Source organism: Streptomyces sp. NPDC001137, from assembly GCF_040298885.1.
Taxonomy (GTDB): Bacteria; Actinomycetota; Actinomycetes; order Streptomycetales; family Streptomycetaceae; genus Streptomyces.
The window spans coordinates 20,832-44,582 of the sequence record NZ_JBEPBA010000047.1 but is presented as its reverse complement, the minus strand read 5'-3'; the positions used below and the strand labels follow the sequence as shown (position 1 = coordinate 44,582).

General features: G+C 69.2%; 20 protein-coding genes and 1 pseudogene. 10 read left to right on the top strand and 11 right to left on the bottom strand.

Annotated elements, in window-relative coordinates; genetic code table 11:
• The coding region (locus tag ABT254_RS45460; RefSeq protein WP_502972151.1) for an IS701 family transposase at nucleotides 1–1,135 on the top strand (1,135 nt) is incomplete at its 5' end.
• A gap of 176 nt (nucleotides 1,136–1,311) precedes the next feature.
• Here the strand turns inward: ABT254_RS45460 and ABT254_RS45455 are convergent.
• Nucleotides 1,312–2,343, bottom strand: a complete 1,032-nt coding sequence (locus ABT254_RS45455; protein ID WP_351483602.1) for a medium chain dehydrogenase/reductase family protein — start codon at nucleotides 2,341–2,343, stop codon at nucleotides 1,312–1,314.
• 172 nt (nucleotides 2,344–2,515) lie between these two features.
• Between ABT254_RS45455 and ABT254_RS45450 the strand changes: the two genes are divergently transcribed.
• A complete protein-coding gene (locus tag ABT254_RS45450) occupies nucleotides 2,516–3,181 on the top strand; it encodes a TetR/AcrR family transcriptional regulator (RefSeq protein WP_351483601.1) in 666 nt (221 codons plus the stop codon).
• Nucleotides 3,182–3,323: 142 nt separating this feature from the next.
• On the opposite strand, the gene ABT254_RS45445 is transcribed toward ABT254_RS45450, so the two are convergent.
• Nucleotides 3,324–3,623, bottom strand: coding sequence for a hypothetical protein (locus ABT254_RS45445; protein ID WP_502972150.1), 300 nt, complete (start codon nucleotides 3,621–3,623; stop codon nucleotides 3,324–3,326).
• 209 nt (nucleotides 3,624–3,832) lie between these two features.
• Here ABT254_RS45445 and ABT254_RS45440 point away from each other — a divergent pair, with 209 nt between their 5' ends.
• Nucleotides 3,833–4,768, top strand: coding sequence for an alpha/beta hydrolase (locus ABT254_RS45440; protein ID WP_351483600.1), 936 nt, complete (start codon nucleotides 3,833–3,835; stop codon nucleotides 4,766–4,768).
• A 296-nt stretch (nucleotides 4,769–5,064) separates the two neighbouring features.
• Here ABT254_RS45440 and ABT254_RS45435 read toward each other — a convergent pair whose 3' ends face one another.
• Entirely contained in the window at nucleotides 5,065–5,670 is a 606-nt protein-coding gene (locus ABT254_RS45435) for a rhodanese-like domain-containing protein (protein ID WP_351483599.1), read from the bottom strand.
• Between the two features lie 75 nt (nucleotides 5,671–5,745).
• Between ABT254_RS45435 and ABT254_RS45430 the strand changes: the two genes are divergently transcribed.
• Nucleotides 5,746–6,027, top strand: coding sequence for a metal-sensitive transcriptional regulator (locus tag ABT254_RS45430; protein WP_010358257.1), 282 nt, complete (start codon nucleotides 5,746–5,748; stop codon nucleotides 6,025–6,027).
• 37 nt (nucleotides 6,028–6,064) lie between these two features.
• Here the strand turns inward: ABT254_RS45430 and ABT254_RS45425 are convergent, their stop codons facing one another.
• From ABT254_RS45425 to ABT254_RS45415, 3 genes are read right to left on the bottom strand one after another with little or no spacing between them, the layout of a single operon-like run.
• The gene (locus ABT254_RS45425; protein WP_351483598.1) at nucleotides 6,065–6,817 is read right to left on the bottom strand and encodes a sulfite exporter TauE/SafE family protein; all 753 of its coding nucleotides are present in this window, start codon (nucleotides 6,815–6,817) and stop codon (nucleotides 6,065–6,067) included.
• On the bottom strand, nucleotides 6,814–7,176 hold the full coding sequence (locus tag ABT254_RS45420; RefSeq protein WP_351483597.1) for a rhodanese-like domain-containing protein: 363 nt from the start codon (nucleotides 7,174–7,176) through the stop codon (nucleotides 6,814–6,816). Before ABT254_RS45420 ends, ABT254_RS45425 begins: the two co-directional genes overlap by 4 nt.
• Nucleotides 7,177–7,216: 40 nt before the next feature.
• Entirely contained in the window at nucleotides 7,217–8,593 is a 1,377-nt protein-coding gene (locus ABT254_RS45415) for a rhodanese-like domain-containing protein (RefSeq protein WP_351483596.1), read from the bottom strand.
• A gap of 179 nt (nucleotides 8,594–8,772) precedes the next feature.
• On the opposite strand from ABT254_RS45415, the gene ABT254_RS45410 reads away from it, so the two are divergent.
• The 3 genes and pseudogenes from ABT254_RS45410 to ABT254_RS46650 form a co-directional block, all read left to right on the top strand.
• On the top strand, nucleotides 8,773–9,159 hold the full coding sequence (locus tag ABT254_RS45410; RefSeq protein WP_351483595.1) for a DUF302 domain-containing protein: 387 nt from the start codon (nucleotides 8,773–8,775) through the stop codon (nucleotides 9,157–9,159).
• A gap of 89 nt (nucleotides 9,160–9,248) precedes the next feature.
• Nucleotides 9,249–9,461: a hypothetical protein gene (locus tag ABT254_RS45405; protein WP_351483594.1), complete on the top strand. Its 213-nt coding sequence runs from the start codon at nucleotides 9,249–9,251 to the stop codon at nucleotides 9,459–9,461.
• Between the two features lie 351 nt (nucleotides 9,462–9,812).
• Nucleotides 9,813–9,914 (top strand): annotated as a pseudogene (locus tag ABT254_RS46650) (IS5 family transposase); the annotation flags it as partial.
• Nucleotides 9,915–9,935: 21 nt separating this feature from the next.
• On the opposite strand, the gene ABT254_RS45395 reads toward ABT254_RS46650, so the two are convergent.
• A complete protein-coding gene (locus tag ABT254_RS45395) occupies nucleotides 9,936–12,347 on the bottom strand; it encodes an Orn/Lys/Arg family decarboxylase (protein ID WP_351483593.1) in 2,412 nt (803 codons plus the stop codon).
• 196 nt (nucleotides 12,348–12,543) lie between these two features.
• On the opposite strand from ABT254_RS45395, the gene ABT254_RS45390 reads away from it, so the two are divergent.
• Nucleotides 12,544–13,068: a hypothetical protein gene (locus ABT254_RS45390; RefSeq protein WP_351483592.1), complete on the top strand. Its 525-nt coding sequence runs from the start codon at nucleotides 12,544–12,546 to the stop codon at nucleotides 13,066–13,068.
• A gap of 1,282 nt (nucleotides 13,069–14,350) precedes the next feature.
• Complete coding sequence (locus tag ABT254_RS45385) at nucleotides 14,351–14,728, top strand: cupin domain-containing protein (protein ID WP_351483591.1); 378 nt, start codon at nucleotides 14,351–14,353, stop codon at nucleotides 14,726–14,728.
• A 530-nt stretch (nucleotides 14,729–15,258) separates the two neighbouring features.
• Here the strand turns inward: ABT254_RS45385 and ABT254_RS45380 are convergent.
• Together ABT254_RS45380 and ABT254_RS45375 are read right to left on the bottom strand one after the other, a co-directional pair.
• Entirely contained in the window at nucleotides 15,259–16,038 is a 780-nt protein-coding gene (locus tag ABT254_RS45380) for a hypothetical protein (RefSeq protein WP_351483590.1), read from the bottom strand.
• A complete protein-coding gene (locus ABT254_RS45375; RefSeq protein WP_351483589.1) occupies nucleotides 16,016–20,533 on the bottom strand; it encodes a CHAT domain-containing protein in 4,518 nt (1,505 codons plus the stop codon). The genes ABT254_RS45380 and ABT254_RS45375 overlap by 23 nt, the downstream gene beginning before the upstream one ends.
• A gap of 760 nt (nucleotides 20,534–21,293) precedes the next feature.
• On the opposite strand from ABT254_RS45375, the gene ABT254_RS45370 reads away from it, so the two are divergent.
• Nucleotides 21,294–21,728, top strand: coding sequence for a sugar phosphate isomerase/epimerase family protein (locus tag ABT254_RS45370; RefSeq protein WP_351483588.1), 435 nt, complete (start codon nucleotides 21,294–21,296; stop codon nucleotides 21,726–21,728).
• On the opposite strand, the gene ABT254_RS45365 is transcribed toward ABT254_RS45370, so the two are convergent.
• The gene (locus ABT254_RS45365) at nucleotides 21,689–22,756 is read right to left on the bottom strand and encodes a T6SS phospholipase effector Tle1-like catalytic domain-containing protein (protein ID WP_351483587.1); all 1,068 of its coding nucleotides are present in this window, start codon (nucleotides 22,754–22,756) and stop codon (nucleotides 21,689–21,691) included. The two genes, ABT254_RS45370 and ABT254_RS45365, sit on opposite strands and share 40 nt — an antisense overlap.
• Before the next feature lie 91 nt (nucleotides 22,757–22,847).
• Complete coding sequence (locus tag ABT254_RS45360) at nucleotides 22,848–23,747, bottom strand: Pvc16 family protein (protein WP_351483586.1); 900 nt, start codon at nucleotides 23,745–23,747, stop codon at nucleotides 22,848–22,850.
• Nucleotides 23,748–23,751 lie beyond the last annotated feature (4 nt).

Below are 23,751 nucleotides of genomic sequence, written 5' to 3'. Positions count from 1 at the left end.
CGCACGACGGCGCAGCTCAAGCGGGTACTGGGAAGGGCGTGCCATAACTCGATCCTCTCAAACGATCGAGTCCCTACCGAACCCGGAACGGTTCATGCAGCAGTTCGTCAACCAGTCGCCGTGGCCGTGGGAGCCGGTGCGGCGGCGGATCGCCGAGCGGCTGGTCGAGGTGGTCAGGCCCGAGGTGTGGGTCATCGACGACGTCTCGTTTCCCAAGTGCGGGCGGGCCTCGGTCGGGGTGGCCCGGCAATACTGCGGGGCGCTGGGCAAGCGGGCCAACTGCCAGGTCGCCGTCAGCGTGCACGCGGCCACCGATCTTGCTTCCTGCCCGCTGGAATGGGAGCTGTTCCTGCCCGAGGAATGGGCCCACGACCTCCCGCGCCGCACGGCCGCGGGCGTGCCCGAGGAGGTCGGGCATGTGACCAAGGCCCGTCTGGCGTTGGGGCTTTTGGAGAGGCTGGCGGGCTGGCTGGGTTCGGTGCCGGTGCTCGTGGCCGATGCCGGCTACGGCCGCAGTGTCGCCTTCCGCCTGGCCCTGGAGGAACGCGGCTGGTCCTACCTCATGGCCGTCGAGCCCAAGGAGATCGCCCGCCCGGCCAATGCCCTCCCGTATTGGCCGCCCTACCAGGGCCTGGGGCCGCCCACACTGCCCCGCTACCGCGAGCCGGCCCGCCCCCTGCACCAGCTCATCGATCCGGACGCCCGCTTCGAGACCGTCACCTGGCGCCAGGGCAGCAAAGGGCCGATGACCTCACGCTTTGCGGTGCTCCAGGTGCGGCCCTCGGGCAAGGAAGCCACCCGCACCGCGCAGGAACAGGCCGGTGGACGCGGCCGCTGGGACGGGGTGCTGCCGCTGCGGACGCTGCTGGTGGAACAGCCTGCAGACGCCGACGAGCCCACCGGCTTCTGGATGTCCAACCTGCCCGCCTCCACTCCCATCGCCGATCTGGTGCGCTTCGCGAAGATGCGCTGGCGCATCGAGCACGACTACCGCGAACTCAAACACGGCCTGGGCCTGGACCATTTCGAGGGCCGCACCTGGCGCGGCTGGCACCACCACGTCACCCTCGTCACCGCCGCCCAGGCCTTCCTCACCCTGCGGCGCTACGACCCAAAAGCCCGCACGACAGCCTGAGCCTCTACCAGGTCCTCGACACGCTGCAGGACCTGCTGCGGTGCTGGGACGGCACCTGCACCACCTGCGGCCGCCCCCTCACCGCTAGCAGAACCAGAACCTAACGAAGCACTACTAGTCGACCAGAACACCCGCAACGTGCCGCACTGCATTCCCGCCGGATTCTGGGTGCGGCGTCAGGCGTGCAGCACGACCTTTCCGGCGACGGTGCCGGACTCGGCCAGCCGCATTGCCTCGGCGGCCCGGGTGAGTGGCAGCTCGGCGGCGATCTGGGCAGTGATCTCACCGCGCTGCAGCGCAGCAAACACCTCGGTGAGGTCGGCGTGCAGCCGGGCCCGGAAGCGGCCGGGGCTGAGGGCCCGGCCGGCCCAGACGTTGAAGAAGTAAGCGCGGCGGCGGTTGGGCAGGGCGTTCCACACCCAGACGCGGCCGAGCAGCTTGAGCACGGGCCACTGCTTGGAGCCCTCATCGTCCCGGGTCGAGGCGCTGCCGTAGGAGACGAGCGTGCCGCCAGGCGCGAGAAGGTGCCAGGAGTCGACGACGCTGCGGCCTCCGACGTGGTCGAAGACCGCGTCCACTCCGTCCGGCGCCAGCTCGCGAACGCGGGCCGGGATGTTCTCGGTGCGGTAGTCGATCGGGGTCACCCCCCGTTCCCGTAGGGCCGCGTGGTGGCGCGCTGAAGCGGTGCCGATCACCTTCGCGCCCACGGCCTGGGCGAGTTGGACCAAGACCGAGCCGACTCCCCCGTTGGCGCCGTGCACCAGGACGGTCTGCCCGGCGCGGACCCGGGCCTTGCGGTGCAGCATCTGCCACGCCGTGATGCCGTTGACCACCACGGTCTCCGCCTCCGCCGCGCCGACCCCGTCCGGGACCGGCACCGCGTCGGCGGCGTCGACAACCACGTGGCTGGCCCAGCCTCCGACCTTGAGCAGCGCGGCCACCCGGGTGCCCACCAGGCCGGGAGCGACGCCGTCGCCCGTCGCCATGACGGTGCCGACCAGGTCGTAACCGGGGACGAACGGGAAGGGCGGCTGGTCGTAGTAGCGGCCGCGGCGCATCTGCTGCTCGGCGAAGGACACGCCGGTGGCCTCCATTCGGACGACGACCTGGCCCGGACCGGCGGTCGGGACGTGCCCGCGGCGCATCTGCAGTCCCTCCGGCTCGACCTTGCCCGGCAGCACGACCTCGACCATCTCTGCAGCGTTCATGGCGACCTCCATCGATCCGACCAGCACAGTTAGTAGCTGGTACTTTCGTTAGAAGTTATAACTCCGCCGCGGAGTGACAGTCAAGAGCGTTCGTAATAGGGTCTAACTCAGAACGTGCGCCGGGCGACGGATCCCCGGAAGCCGGTGATCACACGCGAGAAGGGATGAGCACATGACCGTCGCGGGCAGGGAGACACCGCGCGACCGCTACCGCGCCCAGCTACGGGCCGAGATCAAGGAGCGCGCCTGGGAGCAGATCGCTGCCGCCGGGGCGCCGGGGCTCTCCCTGAACGCCATCGCCAAGCAGATGGGCATGAGCGGGCCCGCGCTCTACCGGTACTTCGCCAGCCGAGACGCGCTGATCACCGAACTGATCCGGGACGCCTACCGCAGCCTTGCCGACACCGTCCGCACCGCTGCCGCCTCGGGCGCGGACCTGGCGGGACTGGGACGCGCGCTGCGCGCGTGGGCACTTGACGACCCCCAGCGCTACTTCCTCATCTACGGCACGCCGGTCCCCGGCTACCACGCACCCGACGACATCACCGCGATCGCATCCGAGATCATGCAAGCCCTCCTCGACGCCGCCCATCCGACCGGCAAGACCGTCGTCACCGTGGACGACGGCCACCCCGACACCCGCCTGGAGGCCCACCTCGCCCAGCACCGGCAATGGGCGGCAGACCACCCCGCGCCCCCGGCCGCCCTGCGCCGCGCCTTGCTCTTCTGGACGCGCCTGCACGGCATCCTGTCCCTAGAACTGGCAGGCCACTTCACCGGCATGGGACTCGACCCGACCGAGCTCTACGACAACGAACTGCGCCACCTGAGCCAGTAGGCGCCCCCTCCAGGCGCAAAGGCTGCGGCGATCGCGGGAACGGCTGCCTCATGACTGCCGAGTCTCGTGCGTGCGATGCGCCGGTCGTGGTCCGGGGCCGGGCATCACATGCGGCACGTGCCGCGTCCTGGACGTATGCACGTCACGGGAAGTGCAGCCAAGGATCCGACAGGCCCATTGACATGCATGCCCGGCTCCGGGCGGTGAACCAGCCGCCTTCGCCGAGTGGTTCGACAGTTAGGGCTACATCGGCTCCCGCATCCAGGGCGGCGGCCATCAACGCCTGGTGGTCCACCGACAGGTCCTCGACACCGACCGCCTTCTCCCGGTGAGGCACCGCGCGTCGCGGCCCTACCGGCTTCCTCCGCGACGCCCCGACAGCCACCACCACAGGCGCTTCCTCCTCGGCCAGTGCCTCCAGATACTGCTCCAGACCGATCACTCGGCGCCTGAGTACCTCTTCCGCGTCCACCAAGTCCGCCCGCACCCCACACCAGTTCGGCTTCCAGCGACACCCACCACCACCCGCTCCGAACGCGGCACCCGCCTCTGATCGCCTGCCGCACCCTTCGGCGTGCTACCTTCCCCTCCATCAATCACCAGGAATCCTGATGGTTGGTGACGTCAAGCATGTCCTCGAAGGGAGCCGGTATGTCCCTGTTGGCCCGGCCGGCGGTGGCCGCCGTAGCCGCCCGAACGATGCAGCGCCTGACCCGGCTGGCCGACCGGCGTCCCAGCGGGCCCGGATCCGCCGCCGCCTCACACGCCAGGTTCCCCGAATACCCGCGGAACGTCGACGAGTTGACCATCCCGACGTCGACGGCCCCGGCCCGCGCCACGGTCTACCGCCCTGCGGCAGAGGGAGTCGCGCCGCCGGTCCACGTCAACTTCCACGGCGGCGGGTACGTCGTCGCGCTCACCGAGACCGACGATCCCCTGTGCCGCTTCCTCGCCGCCGAGGCGGGCGTGGTCGTCATCAACGTCGACTACGCCGTCGCGCCGCAGCATCCGTTCCCAGCGCCGCCCCGGCAGGCGTACGAGGTCGTGCGATGGGTCGCCGAAAACGGAGCGGAGCACGGCTGGGACGCTTCCCGGCTCACCGTCGGCGGACAGAGCGCCGGGGGCGGCCTCGCGGCGGCCGTGGCTCGGCAGGCACTGGAGGAGGGCGGACCGCCGATCGCCCTCCAGGTCCTGCACTATCCGCCGCTGGACCTGGTGACGAACGCCCGCGAGAAGCACAGTGCCGCCGCCAGGCCGGTGCTGCGGCCCTGGATGGCCGACGTCTTCGACACCTCGTACGTTCCCGACCCGGCGATGCGTGCCGACCGGCTGGTGTCACCCGCGCACCCGTCGGACACGGCCGACCTGAAGGGGATCGCACCGGCGGTGGTCATCACGGCCGAGCTCGACCTGCTCAAGATGGAGGGTGTGCGCTATGCCGACCGGCTCAGGACGGCGGGGGCGCTGGTGGAGCACCGGGATGTGCCGGGAGTCGACCACGGGTACGACGGTTCGGACGACCAACGGGCCCGCGAGACCTATGCTCTGATAGCCCGTCACATACGGCAGGCGGCTGCCGGCGCCTAGGGTCTCACCGGCCTCCTGAGGGCCCCACACGCAGTTGGCGGGTGTTTGGCCGCACGACCCCCGGGACATGCGAACGGGCCGGGGTCCTTGGCGCGCTCGTCCGCTCCGGCCGCTGGACCGCGCCGGTTCACCTCGGCGTCGTTGGCGCTGACGTTGCCGGGGTGCAAGGTCGCAGCCAGCTGTTCGCCGGTGTTGTCATAGGTGGCGACGAACACATGATGTCCGAGGAGGCCGTTGTAGGTGCCGTGGGCTGCCTCCTTCCGGCGGTGCCGGGATCAGCGTCCCCCGTCGCCTCATCAGTGGACCGGAGCGTCACCCGCTTTGCGGCCGCGAGGTCGGCCGGTCAGGGCGGCGAGGGTGTCGTCCAGGTCGGTGGCCCTGGGCTGGTTGTGGGGGAGCTTGGCCAGGATCTTGGCCATGCCACAGGTGTTGGTGAGGGCAGAGAAGACCAGGCCGCCGGCGACGCCCGCGGAGAGCCAGCGGGCCGTATTCCAGCATTGACCGGCGATCAGGCCGGTCAGGACGAGGGATCCGGCGGCGAGGCGGACTTGGCGGTCCATGGGCCAGGGGGTGCGGGTGCCGGCCGGGCGGTGGGTGTCGTGGCCGAGCTGCGTCCAGGCAGTGGTACCGCCGGTGAGGGTGGCGGCGGTGATGCCCTGGTCGGCCAGGCGTCGGCAGGCTTGGGCGGAGCGGGCGCCGGAGGCGCACACGATGAGTAGGTCGCCACGGTCTGCGGCGGTCTTCAGGGCGGGCAGCGCGGCATCGAGGCGGTCGAGGGGGATGTTGTGGGCTCCGGGCAGGTGGCCGGAGGCGTATTCGCCGCGGGTGCGCACGTCGATGACGGTCAGCTCGTGCAGGCGGACGTTGGCCTGATCGGCGGTGAGGGCAGTGGTGGGGGCCACGGAATTTCCCTTTGCTTGGTTCGGGTTACCCCTTCGGTAGGATACCCAAGGGGGTATCTCGAAGGAGCGTGGGTTGTGGAACTGGCGATGGCGGCCGAGGAACTGAAGACAGTGGTCAACCGGCTGCGCAGGGCGCAGGGCCAGATCGCCGGTGTCATCAAGATGATCGAGGAGGGGCGGGACTGCGAGGACGTGGTCACCCAGCTCGCCGCGGCGTCGCGGGCTCTGGACAAGGCCGGTTTCGCGATCATCGCCACCGGTCTGCAGCACTGCCTGACCGACGCCGACATGGCCGCCTCCGGCGACCGGGAGCAGATGCGTACCCGGCTGGAGAAGCTGTTCCTGTCTCTGGCCTGAGCCGTGGTGACGCGACGCCGATCATCCGTCTGACTCCTCAGGCGAGGGCGTCGATGAGCATGAAGGCGGCCACCGCCAGTAGTACGACGGCGAAGGTTCGTTGCAGCAGGGTGCCGGTGACGTTGGCGGCCAGGCGTTTGCCGTCCCAGGCGCCCAGGATCGCCGCCCCGGTGAAGGGGCCGATGACCGCCCAGTTGACGCCGGAGGTGGTGGCGCCGCGGGTGACCAGGGAAGCCAGCGCGTTAGCCGAGATGACCAGCAGGCTGGTGCCTACGGCGGCCTGCATCTCGAATGCCAGCACGGTGACCAGGGCCGGGACGGCGAGGAAACCTCCGCCGACCCCGAGCAGCCCGGTCAGCGCGCCCAGCCCCACGCCGGTTCCGGCGGCCTTGGCGGGCCGTGCCTCGCCGGCTGCCCGGCCGGTGGCGGTGCGGCTGGGGCGCAGCATCTTGACGGCGGCGAGTGCGGCGATGGCCGCGAATGCGGCGGTCAGTACCGGCTGGGGCAGGCGGGATGCGGCGGCTCCAGCTGCGGCCGCGGGCAGGAGTCCCGCCGCGGCGAACAGAGCGCCGGCTTTCCAGCGGACGTTGCCGGTGCGAGCGTGGGCGTACAGGGCGGTGAGCGAGGTGGCCGTGACAATGATCAGGCTGGCGGTTGTCGCGGCGGCCGGTGTGAAGCCGAGCAGGTAGATCAGCGCCGGGACGGCCAGGACACTCCCGCCCCCGCCGAGCGCGCCGAGCGCGAGCCCGACCACCGCCCCGGCGATCAGGGCCAGGATCAGAGCACTCACGCTATGACACCGTGGCTGCCGCCCGGACCGATGACCGGCAGCCCCGCACGCGCCCAGGCGCTCATGCCGCCGGTGACGTCCGTGACCTGAACGCCGCGTCCGGCCAGCAGCTTGGCAGCCTGCTGGGAGCGGTGACCGGAGCGGCAGATCATGACCACCGGCCTGCCCTGCGCGGCTGCCGGGAGCGACGCCCCTGCCGCCAGTCGGGAAAGGGGCAGGTGCAGTGCGTCGGGCGCGTGCCCTGCGTTCCACTCCGGTGTTTCGCGTACGTCCAGCAGGACGGCGGTGCCGTCGCCCGTCTGCTGGTGGGCCTGCTGGGGGGTGAGGCGGCCGGGGCCGCGGCGGAGAAACGCAAACATCGTTTGATCACTTTCGTGGGAGGGGGCGAGGAAGTGTGTGTCAGTCGGTGCGGCCGGGGCCGGTGAGGGTCAGTCCTGCCTCGGTGGCGGCGTCGAAGCCGTCGTCGATGGCGACCACGTCGCGGCCCGCGGCATCCAGCAGGGAGGCGGCGATCGCCGCGCGCATCCCGCCGGCGCAGTGGACCCACACCACTCCGTTCGGCACCTCGTCGATGCGGCCGTGCAGCTCGTGGATCGGGATATGGACGGAGCCGTCGATGTAGCCGCCCGCACGCTCCGCATCCCGGCGCACGTCCAGCACGACCACGTCGTCGCCGCGCTGACGGACGTCGGCGAGGTCGGCGAAGCGCGCACGGGGGAACGAGGCGAGCTGCTCGCCCTCGCGGATCCAGCCGACCGGGTCGCCGGTGGCGGCGGCGGCCGGGCGGTCGATGCCCACCCGCGCCAACTCCCGCTGCGCGTCGGCGATCTGCTCCGGGTTGTCGGCGAGCAGGGTGACGGGCTTGCCCGACGGGAGCAGCCAGGCCAGGTAGGTGGCGAGCTTGCCCTCGCCCTCGAAGTTGAACGACCCGGCCACGTGCCCCTCGGCGAAGGCCATGCGGCTGCGCAGGTCCACCACCCACTCACCGGCGGCCAGCCGGGAGGCGATCTCCTCGGCGTCCGCCCGCCCCGGCGGGGTGAGGTCGACCGGCGCGGGGCCCGCGGCGTTGGCCGGGCCCATGTGTACGTAGTAGGCGGGCACGTCGTCCAGCCCGGCGAGCATCTGGGCGACGAAGGTGTCCACGTCCAGGGTCAGCGCGTCGTTGGTCTCGCGCTCCTTGCCGATCGTGGTCGCGTCCCCCTCCGCCTGGGACGAGGAGCAGAAGCTTCCGAAGCCGTGGGTGGGCAGCACCGGCACCTCGTCGTCCAGTTCGTCGGCCAGCCGGCGGGCGGAGGCGTGCTGGGCGCGGGCCAGCTGCTCGGTCAGTCGCGGTTCGACCAGGTCTGGTCGGCCGACGGTGCCGATGAGCAGGGATCCGCCGGTGAACGCCGCCACGCCGCGCCCGCCCTCGGTCAGGGCGTAGGAAGTGTGGTGCGGGGTGTGCCCGGGGGTGGCGATCGCGCGCAGCGCCAGGCCCTCGTCGACCGTCACGGTGTCGCCGTCGGCGATCGGGGTGCGGGCGAACGACACGTGCGCCCCGGCAGGCACCAGGTACTGGGCGCCGGTGACGCGGGCCAGCTCCAGGCCGCCGGTGACGTAGTCGTTGTGCACATGGGTCTCGGCCACGAAAGCGATGCGCACCCCGCGGCGAGCCGCTGCGGCAATGACCTGGTCGATGTCCCGCGGCGGGTCTATGGCCACCGCGGCATTGGGTCCGCCGGCCAGGTAACTGCGATTGCCCAGGCTCTCGAGCTCCAGGGTGTCGACGAAGAACACGGCTCATGACTCCTCTCGGACGATGTACCCCGGGGGGTATCTGACTGCTACCCTAACAGCTATACCCGGGGGGGTATCCTCAAGGACGGAAAGCGCCTTACTCAAGGCTTCGCCCGACGCCAGCAGGTACTCGCCGGGGTATAGGGGAATCAGTCGTTCCGCATTGTTCGGGAGTGCCCGTGTCCTACGACCGCACCATCCGCCTCGACACCGACTTCGACACCACCGTCACCGCCGTACGCAAGGCCCTGGCCGACCAGGGCTTCGGCATCCTCACCGAGATCGACGTCAAGGCCACCCTCAAGGCCAAGCTCGGCCACGACATGGAGGACTACCTGATCCTCGGCGCCTGCAACCCACCGCTCGCCCACCAGGCCCTGGACGCCGACCGCAGCATCGGGCTGCTCCTGCCCTGCAACGTCGTCGTCCGCCGTGACGGCGACACCACGCTTGTCCAAGCCCTCGACCCGGGGACCATGGTCACTCTCACCGGCCTGCCCGCCCTGGAGCCGGTCGCCGCCGATGCCACGGCCCGGCTGGACGCCGCCCTGGGCTCCCTTGCCTGACCCACTCAGTCCGGCCGGCGACCCCAGGGAGGAATGGTCAAGATCTGTGGATCAAGATCTTTCGGTGCGTTTGTCACATAAGTGATCTGATGGTCGGAACCAGCACATACTGGAGCTATGGGGCCCACAACCTCAGCGGCCAGTACGGCTGGCACTGGGTCTGCAACAACCAGACCGGCGGCGCCCACGCCCACCTCTGCAAGGGCTACAACGGCGTCAACTGCGACTTCGACATGGCACCCGGCGTGGCCTACTGGGTCGACATGACCCCCGTGAACTCCATCACCCTCGACCGCCCGTAACACCCAAAGCCCCAGGGTCGGCATCGCACACAGCGGTGCCGGCCCCGCCGCGTGTCACGATGCTTCGGGGATCCCCTCCGGGAGCTGGGACCCGGACCGTCGAGGCGATGGCAGCGGGCCCGCCCGATCCATCCATCTGGGCCCGAACACGCCTCCATGCCACGGCCATCGGCAGCGGAGCGCCGGGGTTAGATCTTGGTCGTGGATGATCACCTTCTGTGGGGCGTGGTGACCTGACGAATAGCCAGTGGGCCCGGTTGGAGCCGTTGTTGCCGCCGGGCATCAAGCCGGGCCGTCCACCGGCATGGACTCGGCGGCAGCTGATAGACGGCGTACGTGGCGTGGCGGAACAATCGCCTCAAGCGCCACCGGGCCGTCGCCACGAGGTACCACAAGCTCGCCATCCGCCACGAGCCGACCGTGCTGGTCGCAGTCCTCAACGAGTGGCTGTGACCAGCGCTTTCCCACCAGACCCTAACCGACACGCCCGGGCGAGTGCCCCGGCATCTGCCCCGCGCCCTGGATCAGGCACTCGATCAGGTAGTCGCCCGTGTCCTCGTCGTTGGTAACGCCGTGGGTCTCGCTGCGGAAGCCGGGGAAGCGGCGGTCGAAGGACTCCAGGGCGGTGAGATAGCGCAGCAGCGGGCCGTCGGGTGCGCCGATGGACTCGCCCGGCATCAGGACCGGGATACCAGGCGGGGTGACCGTCACCATGGCGGCCGCCACCCGGCCCGCCGCCTCCGAGATCCGGACCCGCTCGGTGTCGCCCCGCACCAGCCGCTGGTAACAGTGCTGAGGTGGCGTCACGGGCTGCGGGAGCTGCTGGAAGGCCGTGTCCAGAAGCTCCACCAGGCGCACCGAGCGCAGTTGCTCGTGCATCTCCTGGCACAGCCCGCGCAGGGTCAGGCCCGCGTACCGGCGGGGATGCGCGGCGACAGCCTCCGGCAGGACCCGCTCCAGGGGGGCGTCGGCGTCGTAGAGGGCCTTGAAATCCGTCAGGGCGTCCAGCAGGGTGCCCCACTTGCCCTTGGTGATGCCCATGGAGAACAGGATCAGCGTGGTGTAACTGTCGGTCTTCTCCACCAAAATCTTCCGGGTGGCCAGATAGGCGGTGAGCACCCGGGCCGGGATGCCCTCCTCGGCCATCTCGCCGGTGGCGCTGATCCCCGGACAGGTCAGCGTGACCTTGATGGGGTCCAACATGCAGTGGCCCTCGGTCAGTCCGGGGAAACCGTGCCAGTCGGCGCCGGATTCCAGCAGCCAGCAGGACTGGTCGGTGCGCAGCAGATCTGGCGGGGCTTCCTCGAACGGCAGCCGTTCGCCGGTCGCCGGGTCGGTGACCGTGTCCGGCTGCCACACTCCGAAGAACCACGACGGCCGGTCCCCGGCGCTCTCGATCCGCCGTCGCAGGCGCACCATCTCCTGACGGAAGCGGATCGCCTCGGTCACCGCCTCGTCGATCAGCCACTCGCCCTGCGGGCCGTCCATCATCGCTGTTGCCACGTCGAGCGAGGCGATCATCGGGTAGAGGGGCGAGGTGGTGCCGTGCATCATCAGCGCCTCGTTGAACCGGTCATGGTCCACCGGTGCCCGCGGTGCGGATCGCATGTGCACCATCGCGCTTTGCGACAGTGCCGCCAGCAGCTTGTGCGTGGACTGGGTGGCGAACACGGTCGGGCGGTCCGGGCCGGGGAAGGCATCCTCATCCACCGACATGCCGTAACGGCCGGCATAGAGCGGGTGGAAACGGGCGTACGCGAACCACGCCTCGTCGAAGTGCACCCGGGGCGTACTGGCGGCGAACGCGCGAGCGGTGGCTACGGCGTCGTAACTGAGGCCGTCGTAGGTGGAGTTGGTGAACACCGCGTACTGCGGGTGCGGGGACACCGCGCCCTCGGTGAGCGGATGCGCGGCGATCCGGGCCGCCACCGCGTCCGCGGCGATCTCGGCCGGGGGCAGCGGTCCCGCCAGGCCGTAGCCGTTACGGGTGGGGACCAGGTAGACCGGCCGGGCACCCGAGACGACCAGGCCGTGCAGCACGGACTTGTGGCAGTTGCGGTCCACCAGCGCGATCTCGTCGCGGATGACGCTGAAATGGCCTACCAGGCGATTGCACGTCGAGTCGCCGTGCAACACGAAGTAGGTGAGTTCGGAGCCGAACACACGGGCCGCGTTGCGCTCCGCCTCGCCGATCGGGCCGGTGTGCTCGAACAGCGAGCCCAGTTCCTCTACCGAGATCGACAGGTCGCTGCGCAGCAGCCGCTCCCCGAAGTAGTCGTGGAAGGCGCGTCCCGCCGGTGACTTGAGGAAGGCGACACCGCCGGAGTGGGCCGGGGTGTGCCAGGAATATTCGTGGGCGTCGTCGAAGCGGCGCAGTGCCCGGAAGAACGGCGGTAGCACGGATTCCCGGTAGGCGTGGGCGGCGGTGGTGATGCGGCCCGCGATGAAGCCCGGGGTGTCCTCCAGCGGCCAGACATAGCCCACGACCGACTCGGACACCCACAGCGGCAGGTCCCCCAGGCCCTCGTCGGCCATCACCAAGAAGACCGGCAGGTCCCGGAATCGGCGGCCGATCCGGCGCAGCAAAGCGCTGCCGCCCGGAGTCCCGTCGAGGGTGCTGCCCGGCCAGGCGAGTGTGCCTCGCGGCGCGGCCAGCGCAGCGCCGGGCCCGTCACCGGCTGCCCTGGGAAGATCCCAGGCCACCAGCGCCGCCGCCAGACCAGCCTCGGTGCGCAGTACTGCGTCCGCGTCCTCCACCGTTACCGCCCACCGGACTTCGAAGCCGACCGCCTCGATCGCGTCCCGGATCTTCCGTAACTGCTGAGGCCCGGCGCCCTCCCCCCGAGGGTGTTCCGGTACCGCGACCAGGATGCTGCTGTCAGCCATGCCCTCTCCCGCCCTCCACAGCGGCGCCCCGGCCGCCCCGGTCAGTGTCCTGGCGGCCCATCAGGCAGAACGGCGGCCAGGACGGCAAACCACCGCTATGGCGGAAACCGCCGTCCCGACGTTGACTTTCGCAACACCCCTGGAGTGGCCTTTTTTTGCCGGCCCACGGGCCGTCGCAGGGACACGCCGAGTCCACTTGGTCACGGCCGATGAGAGGGTCCGGCCCTGCCCGTGCGCTGCGACCCGGGCCCGACCGTCCGGTCCGGCCATCGATTGGCCCTGGCCATGGCGCCGGGGCGTCACCTCGGGGCGGTGTCGACGGCCGCCGCCGGTTCTTGTTCAACACCTGGGCCCGCTCGGGACGCACGGCTTCGAAGTCGCGCTGCAGGCAGGGCTGGAGCGGGCCTTTCCGGTTGATCCGCCACGGTTCTTCCCGACGGTTCCGCACGGCTTCGCCGACCCCGCCGTCGGGGTCGCCGATCTGACGGCCGCCGGGTTCGCCGTCGAGGAGGAGCAGGAGCTGACGCTTCAGGGCCGGGCCGCGTCGACCGCCGACCTCGCCACCGGCTACCTCACCGGGACACCGGTGCGCGCGGCCGTCAAGGAGCGCGGCGACGGACCAGCCGTCCGGGCCACTGTCATCGAAGAGATGACGGCCCGTCTGGGCCCAGGGCCGGTCACCACCCCGATGACGGCGTACGTCTTCCGCGCCGCGGCCTGAACGCCGAACGCGCCCCGTTCGAGGACGGGCGTGAGTCGATCGACGGGGCGTGTCGCGGGGGCGCCCGGTGCTCATCAAGCAACCTTCGCACCCGGACTCCTCGTCACACGACGGCGAACGGTGTCCGATGCGGCACTAGAGTCTGTGTGTGGTTGTGATCAAGCAGTGTGACTGCGCGCCCGAGTCGACCAACTGAGTGTCCGCTGTTCGACAACTCGGCCACGGTCGGCCTCTTCGACGACCGCTCAGGGGTCCGTTTCAGCTCCGACTGCTTCGGCGGGCCGATGCCCAGTGCCCAAGCCTCACACGCCGATGACGTCGCTGAGATCGGCGTGGAGGAACTGCGGGCCGTACAGCTGCTGTCGGCCACGGTCGACAGCCCGTGGGTGCACAACGTAGACGTGGAGTTCTCAACGCGTAGGCCGCGGCGCGATCACCATCCTGGGGGCATGGAGATGCGACAGCGACTCTTCTTCGTCTTGCAGTCGCGCCCGCGGTCTGCGCGCCATCTTCTTCGCGGCGGCCTTCTTCGTGGCCGTCTTCTTGGCTGGTGATCGGGCACCTTCCGGTCAACGCCTTCGTGCTGCTCGCCTTGCAGCCAGTCGTTATCGACACCGGGCTTGTGCTCTCCGACAGGAACTTCCTGGAGGTGCTCGGATCCGTGGCATCATCCACCCCTCCCCCCGGCCCGCATCCCGGCCATAGCGGCCTTTTGCTCTCAGCAGTCATCCGGAGGGGTGCCGGAAATCTGTCGGCTGCCGGTTCACAAGGTCCGCACGGACATCAGCGTTCTCAATGACAGCATCGAGGTACCGGGCGGTGAGCGTGATCTGTCGGCGCGCCTGTGCTGCCATGTGCCCCTCTGGCGTCTGCCTGGCGCATTTCTTCGCTGCCTCCACCTGTGGCGTCTTTCCGGTCTGCTCCTCGGCGGCCGGCGCAGTCCTCGGCCCGGGCGGGGCCCTGCCCGCTCTCGTCCACGGGGCCAGCACCTCGCCGACCCGCGAGCAGGCGATGGCCCACTCCTTCCATTCCCGCGGCCACGGTCAACTCGGCCTGAACACTGTCCCAGCTCACGCTGTTCCAACAGCCCAACCACCGACGGCATCCACGACCTCCCAGGCAGGGACAGCACGACAGGCCACAACTCCCACGGGATCGCCGACCCTCCCGACCAGCGGAAACGCAGTCCTCAAGTCCGAAAAGACAACAGCTCCTGAGCTCAATTCACCCTGAAGGACCTTCCAGCGGGTCTGGGCGCGCCATCTATGGTTTCGTCTCAAATATGCCCAAGATCTCCAAACTCACCGCATCCCGGGTACAGCAGTTCGGTCCGGTGACTGACCGGCGCGAGGACATGGACGGTTACACGGTCGAGTTCGTATCTTTCTCCGGGGACGCCGACCTCGATGGCCCGCTCAAAGCCCTGCCCAAGAGTCAGTGCCCCTGCTCTCACTGGGGCTACGTCTTTGCCGGACACGTGCGCTTCGTCTTCGACGACCACGAGGAGGTGTACGAGACCGGTGATGCGTTCTACACCCCGCCTGGTCACCGGCCCTACGTCGATGCCGGCACCGAACTCCTGCAATTCAGCCCGACCGAACAGCTCGCCGAACTTGAGCAAGCCATCGCGGAGTGGATGAGCCAGCAGCAAGGGGGCTGAGAAATCGATGCGGGCGACCAGCATGGTTGTGGATCAATGGGTAAGGAGTCGACAAGACCCTGGTGGGTCACTTTGCGCGCACCCTGCATGGCTGAGCGTTGACAGGTGCTGAGGGAGAACCTCCCGGCCACGGGCCCGGGGGGCTCGGCGCGCTCAGGAGAACTCACAGCATGTCTCACAGTAGGGTCGGGGGGCCAGGTCTCGTTGTAGAAGCCAACTGCGAACCTGTCTCATGAGACACATCGAATTCTGGCCGAGACACGCCGAGCCCCTACCTCTTGTCCAGGCAACCTGTCAGCCCGGGCGCCGACCGTGCGCCCGCTTGATCCGCCTCTCAGCACTAAATTCCGTCTGATCTGGCAATGGTGCGGAAGATTCCCACCACTATGGATCTTTCAGGCATTTCAGGCTGTGGGTGTTGTTGATGAATACGGCAAAGCCGTTTGAAATGCCTCTCGTGAATCAACACCAAACACCCACTCAGGGATGTTCGACTTGGTCCCGAGTTCGCGCTGGTGTGCCAGGACGGTTCACGCGGACGGCGGAAACGGCTGAGCGTGACGCAGCACACCGCTGTCCCTCGGGACGAAGACGGCAGTGAGCCAACGATCCCACGTCGACCGGATTTCGATACGGGCGACGACAGAGTAAAGGATCTCGCCACGGAAGGCGCGGTCGGCGATCACGAAGGCTTCGAGGCCGGTGGTATTGAGGGGGATTTCACGAGCATTCGTGAGTCGGAACCGCCATCCCGCTTCGGCGGTGCCCGCCCCAAAGCCGGAGACGTGCACCAAGGTCCGGCTGGTCTCCGTCCGGACGGTTCGGCCGCTCTCACCCAGGGTGCCGAGAACGACCGGCGAGGGCAGAGACGCGGATGCCTGGAGTCTCGCGGACCGCTCCTTGACCACGAGTTCCTGTTCGTGTCGTTCATCCGGCCTCAGTCTGCGGATCAGCGGCTGATTGCCGCCCGATTCCTCCCCACCGGTGAAGCTGAGGACCAACTGCGCCGAGAGAAAGCGACACCCCTCGTCAGGAAGCAGCGTCAGGTCGAGACCGAGCACCCAGAGCCGTTCGGTGTCCCCGGTTTCATCACTTATCTGATGCCGCAGATCATCCGGCACGAGGGACAGATCGGCGTCTGACGCCGCGGCTGTGCGCCAGAGGGGGCGTCCGAGGGCGATGCGGTTGGTCTTGTGACGTGCCGTCCGCCAGATCTCCTCTGCCCGCCAGGAGCGATTCTCCCTCCTGTCGAGCAGTTCCAGCTCGAACGTGGCGAAAGGCTCTTCCTCACCGGGACGGATCGCGCTCATCCGCTTGACTCCATTCGATGCGAGGCCAGCCAATCAGTTTGAAGGCGGCCCAGTCGTACGGTGGCAGTGTCCGACTCGCTCGGCGCTGGACCGTCGCCAAGGCCAGGGACACGTCGATGAGTCCGGTCTCGTCGCGTTGCCGAACCATGTCTCGGTAGAGCTCCAGCATGAGGGACTGCGTGACCGAGTCCCGCACGGGCCACAGTGTGGCCAACACGGCCCGGGCACCGGCTGCCAGCACACCCCGCGCAAGGCCCAGGAAGTCCGAGGGGACGGCTCGGCCCTGTCCTGTCTCGCAGGCGCTGAGCACGACCAGATCGGCGCGCAGCCGCCAGGCGTTGAGGTCACGCAGTGAGAGGATGTCCCCGCGCATCGGGTTGTCTGTGGTCCGCAGCAGCAGGCCGGAGTCGAGGAAGTCGTGGGCGTCGAAATAGCCGTGGCACGAAAAGTGCACGAGGCAGGCGTCCTGGACGCTCTTGCGCACCGTCTCTTTGTCCAGGTTCCGACCCGACATGCACGGTCCGCCGAAGGCGAGCGAGACCGCCCGTGCCTCGTCCGGGAAGGCCACCCCGACGGTGACCAGCCGGGCGAGTGGGTCGGCAGGTGGCCGTGGAGTGCGAAGTGCCAGGTCGAGTGCCGCGATGCTGGGGGCGTGGACGATGGGGGCACGCTCGACGAGCGGCGATCCATTCGCGTACGTTGCCGCGTGCAGGGGCAACTGTTGAAGTTCGCCTTCCGGTACGAGGACTACGAGTTCGCCCTCCTGAATCCGCTCCAGCGCGGGCTTCAGCAGCCGGCGCAGGGTACCGGGCCAGGTCTGGGGGCCGTCGCCGCCGTAGTCGAGCATCTCCAGCCGGAACGTGTCCAGTAATGCGGCCACTTCGGCCTCCGTCATGTCGGCGTCGAGGAATTCCGGACGTGCCGCGTCGGCTCGCAGAACGCCAAGCACGGGGCGTCCGCCCATCATGTCCAGCGTTACGGCCATGGCCGGGACGCTCATGGCGCGTAGCAGCGCGCGAGTGGTGTTCGTGGCCGAGGGCAGGGGCTTCCGGGCGGCTTCCGGGAGCCCCTGCCGCTGTCGTATGACCAAGAGATCGGTAAGCCCCAGGGCGCGGGCGTGATCGAGTGTGTCGAACGCGCGAACTGTGTCCCCAAGCCGCAGGAAATGCTCGGCACACCCCTTGATCAGCGGCACCGCCTGATCGGCGAGTGCGACGCGGTCGCGGTCCTGCCGTAGGGCCCGGCGCTGTGCGGTCCACCGCTCGGTAAGGGTGTTGAGCAACCGCGCGACATCGGCGGTGTCTCCGCGTGTCAGAGCCAACCGCAGCAACTCGGTCTCCGCATCCGCCGTCAGCCGGTCCTGGCCTGTGTCGAGTGCGAGGCCGTATGCCTGTTCGGCGTCGGCCTGGGCCGTGTCGGGACGCAGGTCGTGGAGCAGCCTCGCTCGATTGAGTCGGGCCATCACCTCGTTGGCGCTGTTGTGGTGGGCGTGGTGCACATCGATGGCGCGTCCCAGCTCGCGCTCGGCGCCGTCGATGTCGCCGTCGTCGAGGAGCCGCTGGGCCCGGTCGGTCCACAGCCACGCGCGCAGTGCCGGATCGGTGGACCGTGTCGCACCGACACGTAGCCGCTCGGCCGCATGAGCCGACAGCTCGTCCGACGACGCGGACATGGTCGCCAACAGTGCGAGCGTGCGCATGACGAAGTCCTCGTTGCCCTGCGCTTCCAGGTCGTCGAGGTTTGTGACGGCCAGCTGGATGGCCTGGTCACGTCGGCCGAGCAACAGGAGGGTCGCGGCGAGGTTCATCCGGTTGACCGCCACCTCCCGTTCCCTGCCGAAGCTGCGCAGCATGGCGATGGCCTGTTGGTAGGCGTCCGCTGCTGCGTCAAGTTGGTCGTCGTACCGCAGGGCGATGGCCAGGTAGCCGTGAAGTGCGGCCGCCCTGGCGTCGTCGTACAGTTCCTCGGACAGGCGTAGGGCCGCGCGGTACTGGTCGATGGCTTCGGCGGCACGTCCGCTGTGCCGATAGGCCATGCCCAGCGCCTCACGTGCGTCGAGCTCTGCCTCGAGATCGCGCCACTGCAGGGACGTAGCCAGGCTCAGAGCGTCCAGCAGGAGCCGCTCAGCCCATTGCGGCTGGGCGAGGGCGAGCAGCGTCTCTCCGGTGACCAGGGCCGCGGTACATCGATCGGAGCCCCTGTCCAGCGCGCCCACCTCTTGCTCCATCTCGTACACGGTGGCCATGGCCGTCAGGTCGTCATGGACACCGTGAACCGCACGGGCACGCTCGGTGAGGGCGGTGAAATGCGACCGCACAGCGGACTCCGTTGCCGCCTCGCCGCCGCGCATCCGCTGCGAGATCGCATGATGGTGAAACGCCGCTTCGGGCTCCCGTTCCTTCAGGACGTCGTTCCATGCCATGTGCACCTCGACGAGGGTCCATGCGTCGTCTGCCCGGTACGCGGCAGGCGTCGCCTGCCGCAGAGCCTCGACGGCGTCGTCCGTGCGGTTCTCCTCCTGGTGCACACGGGCCAGTTCCAGATGGGCGCGGGCCCGATAGAGTGCGTGCGACTCCGGCAGCAACAACAGGCACCGCTTCAGAACCTCGCGGGCCCGACCGAAGTCGCTCAGCGCGACGAGCATCGTGCCCGACTCCAGCTCGATCTCCCCCACGAGACTGCGCCGCCCTTGGCCCAGCGCGGCATCGGCAGCCTGTTCCAGCAGGTGCAACGCGTCTTGCGTACGACCGTGTGCGTGCAGTTCGCGTGCTCGGCTCCGCAGAGAGTCAACGGAGTCGGCCATCGATGCGACGGGCACGTGCGCGTCGGCTTTCTCCTGGCCCGCACCGCCGTGCGGATCCGTCAGGGCGATCAGCGCATCGACCTTCGCGGTGTACTCGGCGACATCGGCATCGACAGGAGCTAGCCGCAGCGCCTCGGCCGCGCGCCGTGCCTCGGCATGGGCCTCTTCGATCTCACCGTTCCCGCCCAGCGCGGACGCCAAGTTGTACCTGCTGAAGAAGCGATGCTCCCAGTCTCCGTCACAGTCGGCGGACTCGGCGTACCGGCGCAAGGTGTCGACAGCCCGTGCGTGGTGCCCACGGTTGGCCTGAATTCCACCCAGCATGGACAGAGCGTCCAGCAGCACGTCCCGGTGCGCCGCTCCCTCCGATGCATGGTGACGTGTGAACTCCGCCCCGTCCTCGGACACGTGGTCCGAAGCCTCTTCGACCCGGTTCACGACATCCCTCAGCGTCCGCTCGGCTGCGGACAGGTCACCCGTCAGGCTCCAGGTCCGCGCGACGAGCAACTGTGCCGTCAGGCCGTGCACCGGGTCGGCGCTCGCGTCGAGGGCCGCCGCGGCCACCCGGGCGAGTGGCAGCGCCGTCGCCGCGTCAATGGCGGTGAAGCGGCGCAGAAGCGGCACCAGCAGGTTCGGGGTCAGCAGCGGCTGGTCATCACGATATGCCGTCGCCAGGGCTTCCTCTTCGCGCAGGCTGCCTGCGTGCAGAAGTTCGGCGACCTCCAGCAACCGTTGCCAGGGCCCGGAGTGCACGGCAGTGAACAGGGCACGGCCGGTGCCTTCGGCGAGTTCATCCACGACAGCACGCAGGGCCGCGGAAAGCCTGAAGCTTCCGGTCTGCTGGGCACCGTGGATGAGCGTGACGGCGATCGGCAGCAGGCTCTGGCGCTCCAGGTCGTTCAGCTCGCACGCACCGCGTACCATCGTGTCGGCGTCCGGGGAGTGGGCCAGCCGGAGCAGTGTCCTGGCCTGTTCTTGCTGGTCTCCGAAGGTGGAGAGGTCGAGGGCGTCGAACCATGTCTCAGTCAGATGCCGGTCGATCGGGTGGTCCTCCAGATCCTCCCTGCTCATGATCTCGAGATAGCCCGGATCGAGTTCGACGGTTGGGTCGATACGTTTGGCCAAGTGGTAGTGCAGGCGCGCCTCCTCGTCGGCTCCACGCAGCCTCAGCACCCTGGCCAGGTGAGCGTGCACGTCGGCCCAGAACGGGCTCTGGTCGTACATCGCCAAGGCAGCGTGCCGTGTGACGTATGCCGGATCATGTTCCAGCACCGAGCGCAACTCGTTCTCGGCGACCGCCAGTTCTCCCAGTCCTTCGTGGCACAGGGCAATGTGGACGCGTGTGACCAGGTCGTCCTCGCGCGTGCCATCCGAGAGCATGTCGAGGGCTTCGACGTAACGCTCCATCGCCAGCAGGGCGTTGCCTGCCAGGGCGCGGGCGCCCTGATGACCGCCGTCGGCCTGGAGCGCGCGCCGAGCCCACTCCAGGCTCTCGGTGAAGTCCCGCCGGTGGGAGGCCACACAGCCCACGCTGTAGAGGGCCTCCGCCGAGTCCGGCGTGAGGGCAAGTGCCTGCTGGTAGGCGGCTTCGGCCGCATCGAGCTCCCCCTGGGCAAGTAGTGTGTCGCCCCGCTCGATCGCCTCCCTCGTACGTCGTTCGCGCGAGCGCCAGGACGTGCCGCGGTTGAACATGTCAGCCTCCTCCGGGTAGACGTGGTCAGAACACCACGGACCAGCCCTCAGGTCCCGCCGAGCCGATGGCGTACGAGATGCCGTGCACCACCTGACCGTCGGTGTTCAGGAGGGTGGTCTCCACGGTGCGGCTTCCGAGTCAGGTGCTATCCGTGAGGGGACGAGAAGGCAGGCGCCCGCGTCGAGGGGCCCGGGGCACGGCACCGCCGTGACTGAGGCGCTCGACGACGCGCCATTCGGTGTGGGCCGAGTCCGGCGAGGCGTTGATGAGGAGGACGTTCTTCGATTCGCGGACCGTGCCAAGGGCCTCCACGAGCTGCGCTGGCCGGCGTGCCGGCGGGTAGGGCACCCTCGACGGGGAGGGCCTGGCCGGTGAGGTGGTCCTTCGTCCACTGCGTCGACGAGGCCCAGCAGCTCAGACGGCCGCTCTTGCAACTTCACGTGCGTCAAGGCGCGGCAATAGGTCTCGTGATCACCCGTCAGATGAGTCTGGCGGTGTCGACTGACGGCGTCCCCTGGACAGGCTTGGACAACGCGTGCGGTTAGAACGCCATAGGCCTTCAGTCGCATGACGACCAACTCCCCCGTGGGGCAGCCGCGTCGCTCACCCCGTGGGGAATGGTAGTGGACTCTCCCACTGCGCCGCCCGTCCGATCGGCGATTTGCACATGGGGGAGGCCGTCGCCCGGCACGGGGTGCAGCTCGCCTTGCACACAGGGTCCAACAGCACCCTGTGTACGAGGGAGACATCGACCTGTTCATGGCTCTGACCGACCCCCGCTACGTCTTGCTTTGCCCCGACTCCTGCCACATCGCCCTCGGCGGAGGCGACCCGGTGGCCGTCGCCCGCCGCCACCGGCAACGCATCGCCTTGGCCCACTGGAAGGACCCGGTCCGGCCGATCGACACCGACCTCACCGTCGACGAAACGGTCTACGCCCAGCAGCAGCCCTACATGGCCGCCCTCGGCACCGGCATCGTCGACTGGCCCGGCTGGGCCGACGCCATGTCCCGCACCCCCTGTTCCGGCACCGTCCTCATCGAACTCGACGAGGCGGCAGACCCGGTTGCCGCGCTCCGGGCGGGCACGACCGGCGCCGGCCGGGCTTGGTCCGTCACCAGCCGGTCAGCGGCGGGGGGTGACGAGCAGGGAGGTTACGGGTCCAAGTGTCCGCCGCCGAAGTCGTCCAGATAGCGGGTCAGTTGGGGCGGTCGATATGCGGCGTCCCGGTTGTCGTAGCGCTCTTTGGCGGTCTTGGCCAGGTACTCGCGGCCGTCCGGCTGCCGGGTATCGGCGTCGACCAGCTGGCCGATGGGCCGGTGATAGGCGGCGATCAGGCGATACAGGCCCTCTCGGGAGGGGCGCAGCGTGGCCATGGGGTTGGGGCGTGCGGGGAAGCGGGCCTTGTCGTCGAACTCCAGGCCGTAGCGGACGGCGTGGTCGACCATCCAGCGGAGGGTGATGTCGGACAGGCCCGTGTCCGGGAAGCCGCCGCCGATGTCGACGTGCACGCCGGTGAACCACACCTGCCTCAGCTCCTGCTTCCGCTCGACCGCACCGGGCCGCTGGTGCCACAGCGCCGGCTGGAACGGCGGGCGCTCCTCGTCAATGGCCAGAGCATGGAAGGCGCCGTTCACGTACTTGCTCAGGTCTGTGTCGTGAAAGGCCCAGCGCTTATTGATCGGGGCGGTCAGCCATTTGGGCAGGCGGGGGCCCAGGTCGGGGATGCCGAGGGAGCCGACCGTGTCCCATACGCCGATGAAGCGGATGTCCGTCTCGTGCGCGTATGCGCCGCGGAACAGACGTGCGGCATCGCTGGACGGTGGGTCGGTACGACGGCGGTACAGGGCCCATGCTTCCTCGATCCGGTCAGCGTGCTCCCGACGCAGGATGCCGCTGTTGCGTACGAGTCCAGCGAGGCTGCGGGCGGTGAAGGCGCCCCGGCTGAATCCGAAGAGGTAGAGCTGGTCACCGGGGTCGTAGCTGGCGATCAGGAATCGGTAGGCGTCGAGTACGTTCTGGGACAGACCGAAGCCGAACGCTCCGCCGCGCAGCCGTTCCCAGCGTTTGACGCCGACGCCGGCGTGGTAGTAGACGCGCTGTTCGGTGCCGTCCTCGGCGTTCCGGCGGACCGTTTGGGCGGCCTTGGCGACATTGCTTCTGTTCGGCTGGTCGGCTCGGTTCCATGTTCCGTCGCAACAGATCACCAGGCGCTTGGCCATGGCGTCCCACCTCCCCCTGCAGCCCGGGTGGGTCCCAGGTTCTTGTAGAGATGAGACCGGGGCCGCCCGGCAGATACAGCGGGCCCGGTCGTCAGTCAAAGATGACGTCGTAGCCGCTGGCAGGGCCCGGGACGTCGAACTCGCGTATCCGTTCGCCGAGGCCGGTCACGCGGGCCCGGCAGCGGTAGCGGCCGGCGGGCAGGCGGTCGACGAGGAAGTGGCCCTCGGGGGTGGTGTGCGTGGTGTGGACCGGTTCGCCTGCGGTGGTCTCCACGCGTACCCAGGCGCCGGGGATCGGGGCGCCGTCCGCGGTCAGCACCGTCCCGCCGATCCGGATCACCTGATCGGCGCTCGCCGCTCCCGTCTGCCCGATCGTGGTGGTCTGGATCGTCTGGGTGGTGACCAGCGGGCCCAGCTCCTCCGCACCCGGGGCGACCGGCACGGTCACGGTGAGGTGGATGCCAGGGCGCCAGGGCTGGCGGCCGCCCATCGTGCCCCAGAACTCGGCGTACTTGGGGAAGCCGTCGGCGGGGAGCACGCCGGTGGGCAGCGTCGCGTCCGCGAGCAGTGGGGGAAAGCCGGCCGGGAGTTTGCCGGGACCGTAGATCTCGGCGGGAGTGAGCGGCTCGGCGGCGAGCAGGACGGCGGCGGCACGGTAGAGCAGCGCGTGCTCGTCGACGGTCGGCTCGACCGCCTGGTTCGGTGTCGCCGGGCTCCAGGCGGTAATCAGGTAGTGCAGGTCGATCCGGCGCGGGGCGAGGTGGCTCAGGGCGATACCCGCGAGCTGGGTGCGGGCGCGTTCGTTGGTGCGCAGCTGCCGGTTCTCCCGGAGCTCCACCAGATACACGTTCAGCGCGAGCCCCGACAGGTTGCCGACGAAGGTACGCCAGTTCTCGTCCGGCGGCTCGAACCGCACCTGCGCCGTGGCGGCCAGCCCGTCGACCCGGGCGACCAGGAGGTCCCGCAGCATACGGTCGATGTGCTCGATCACGGCG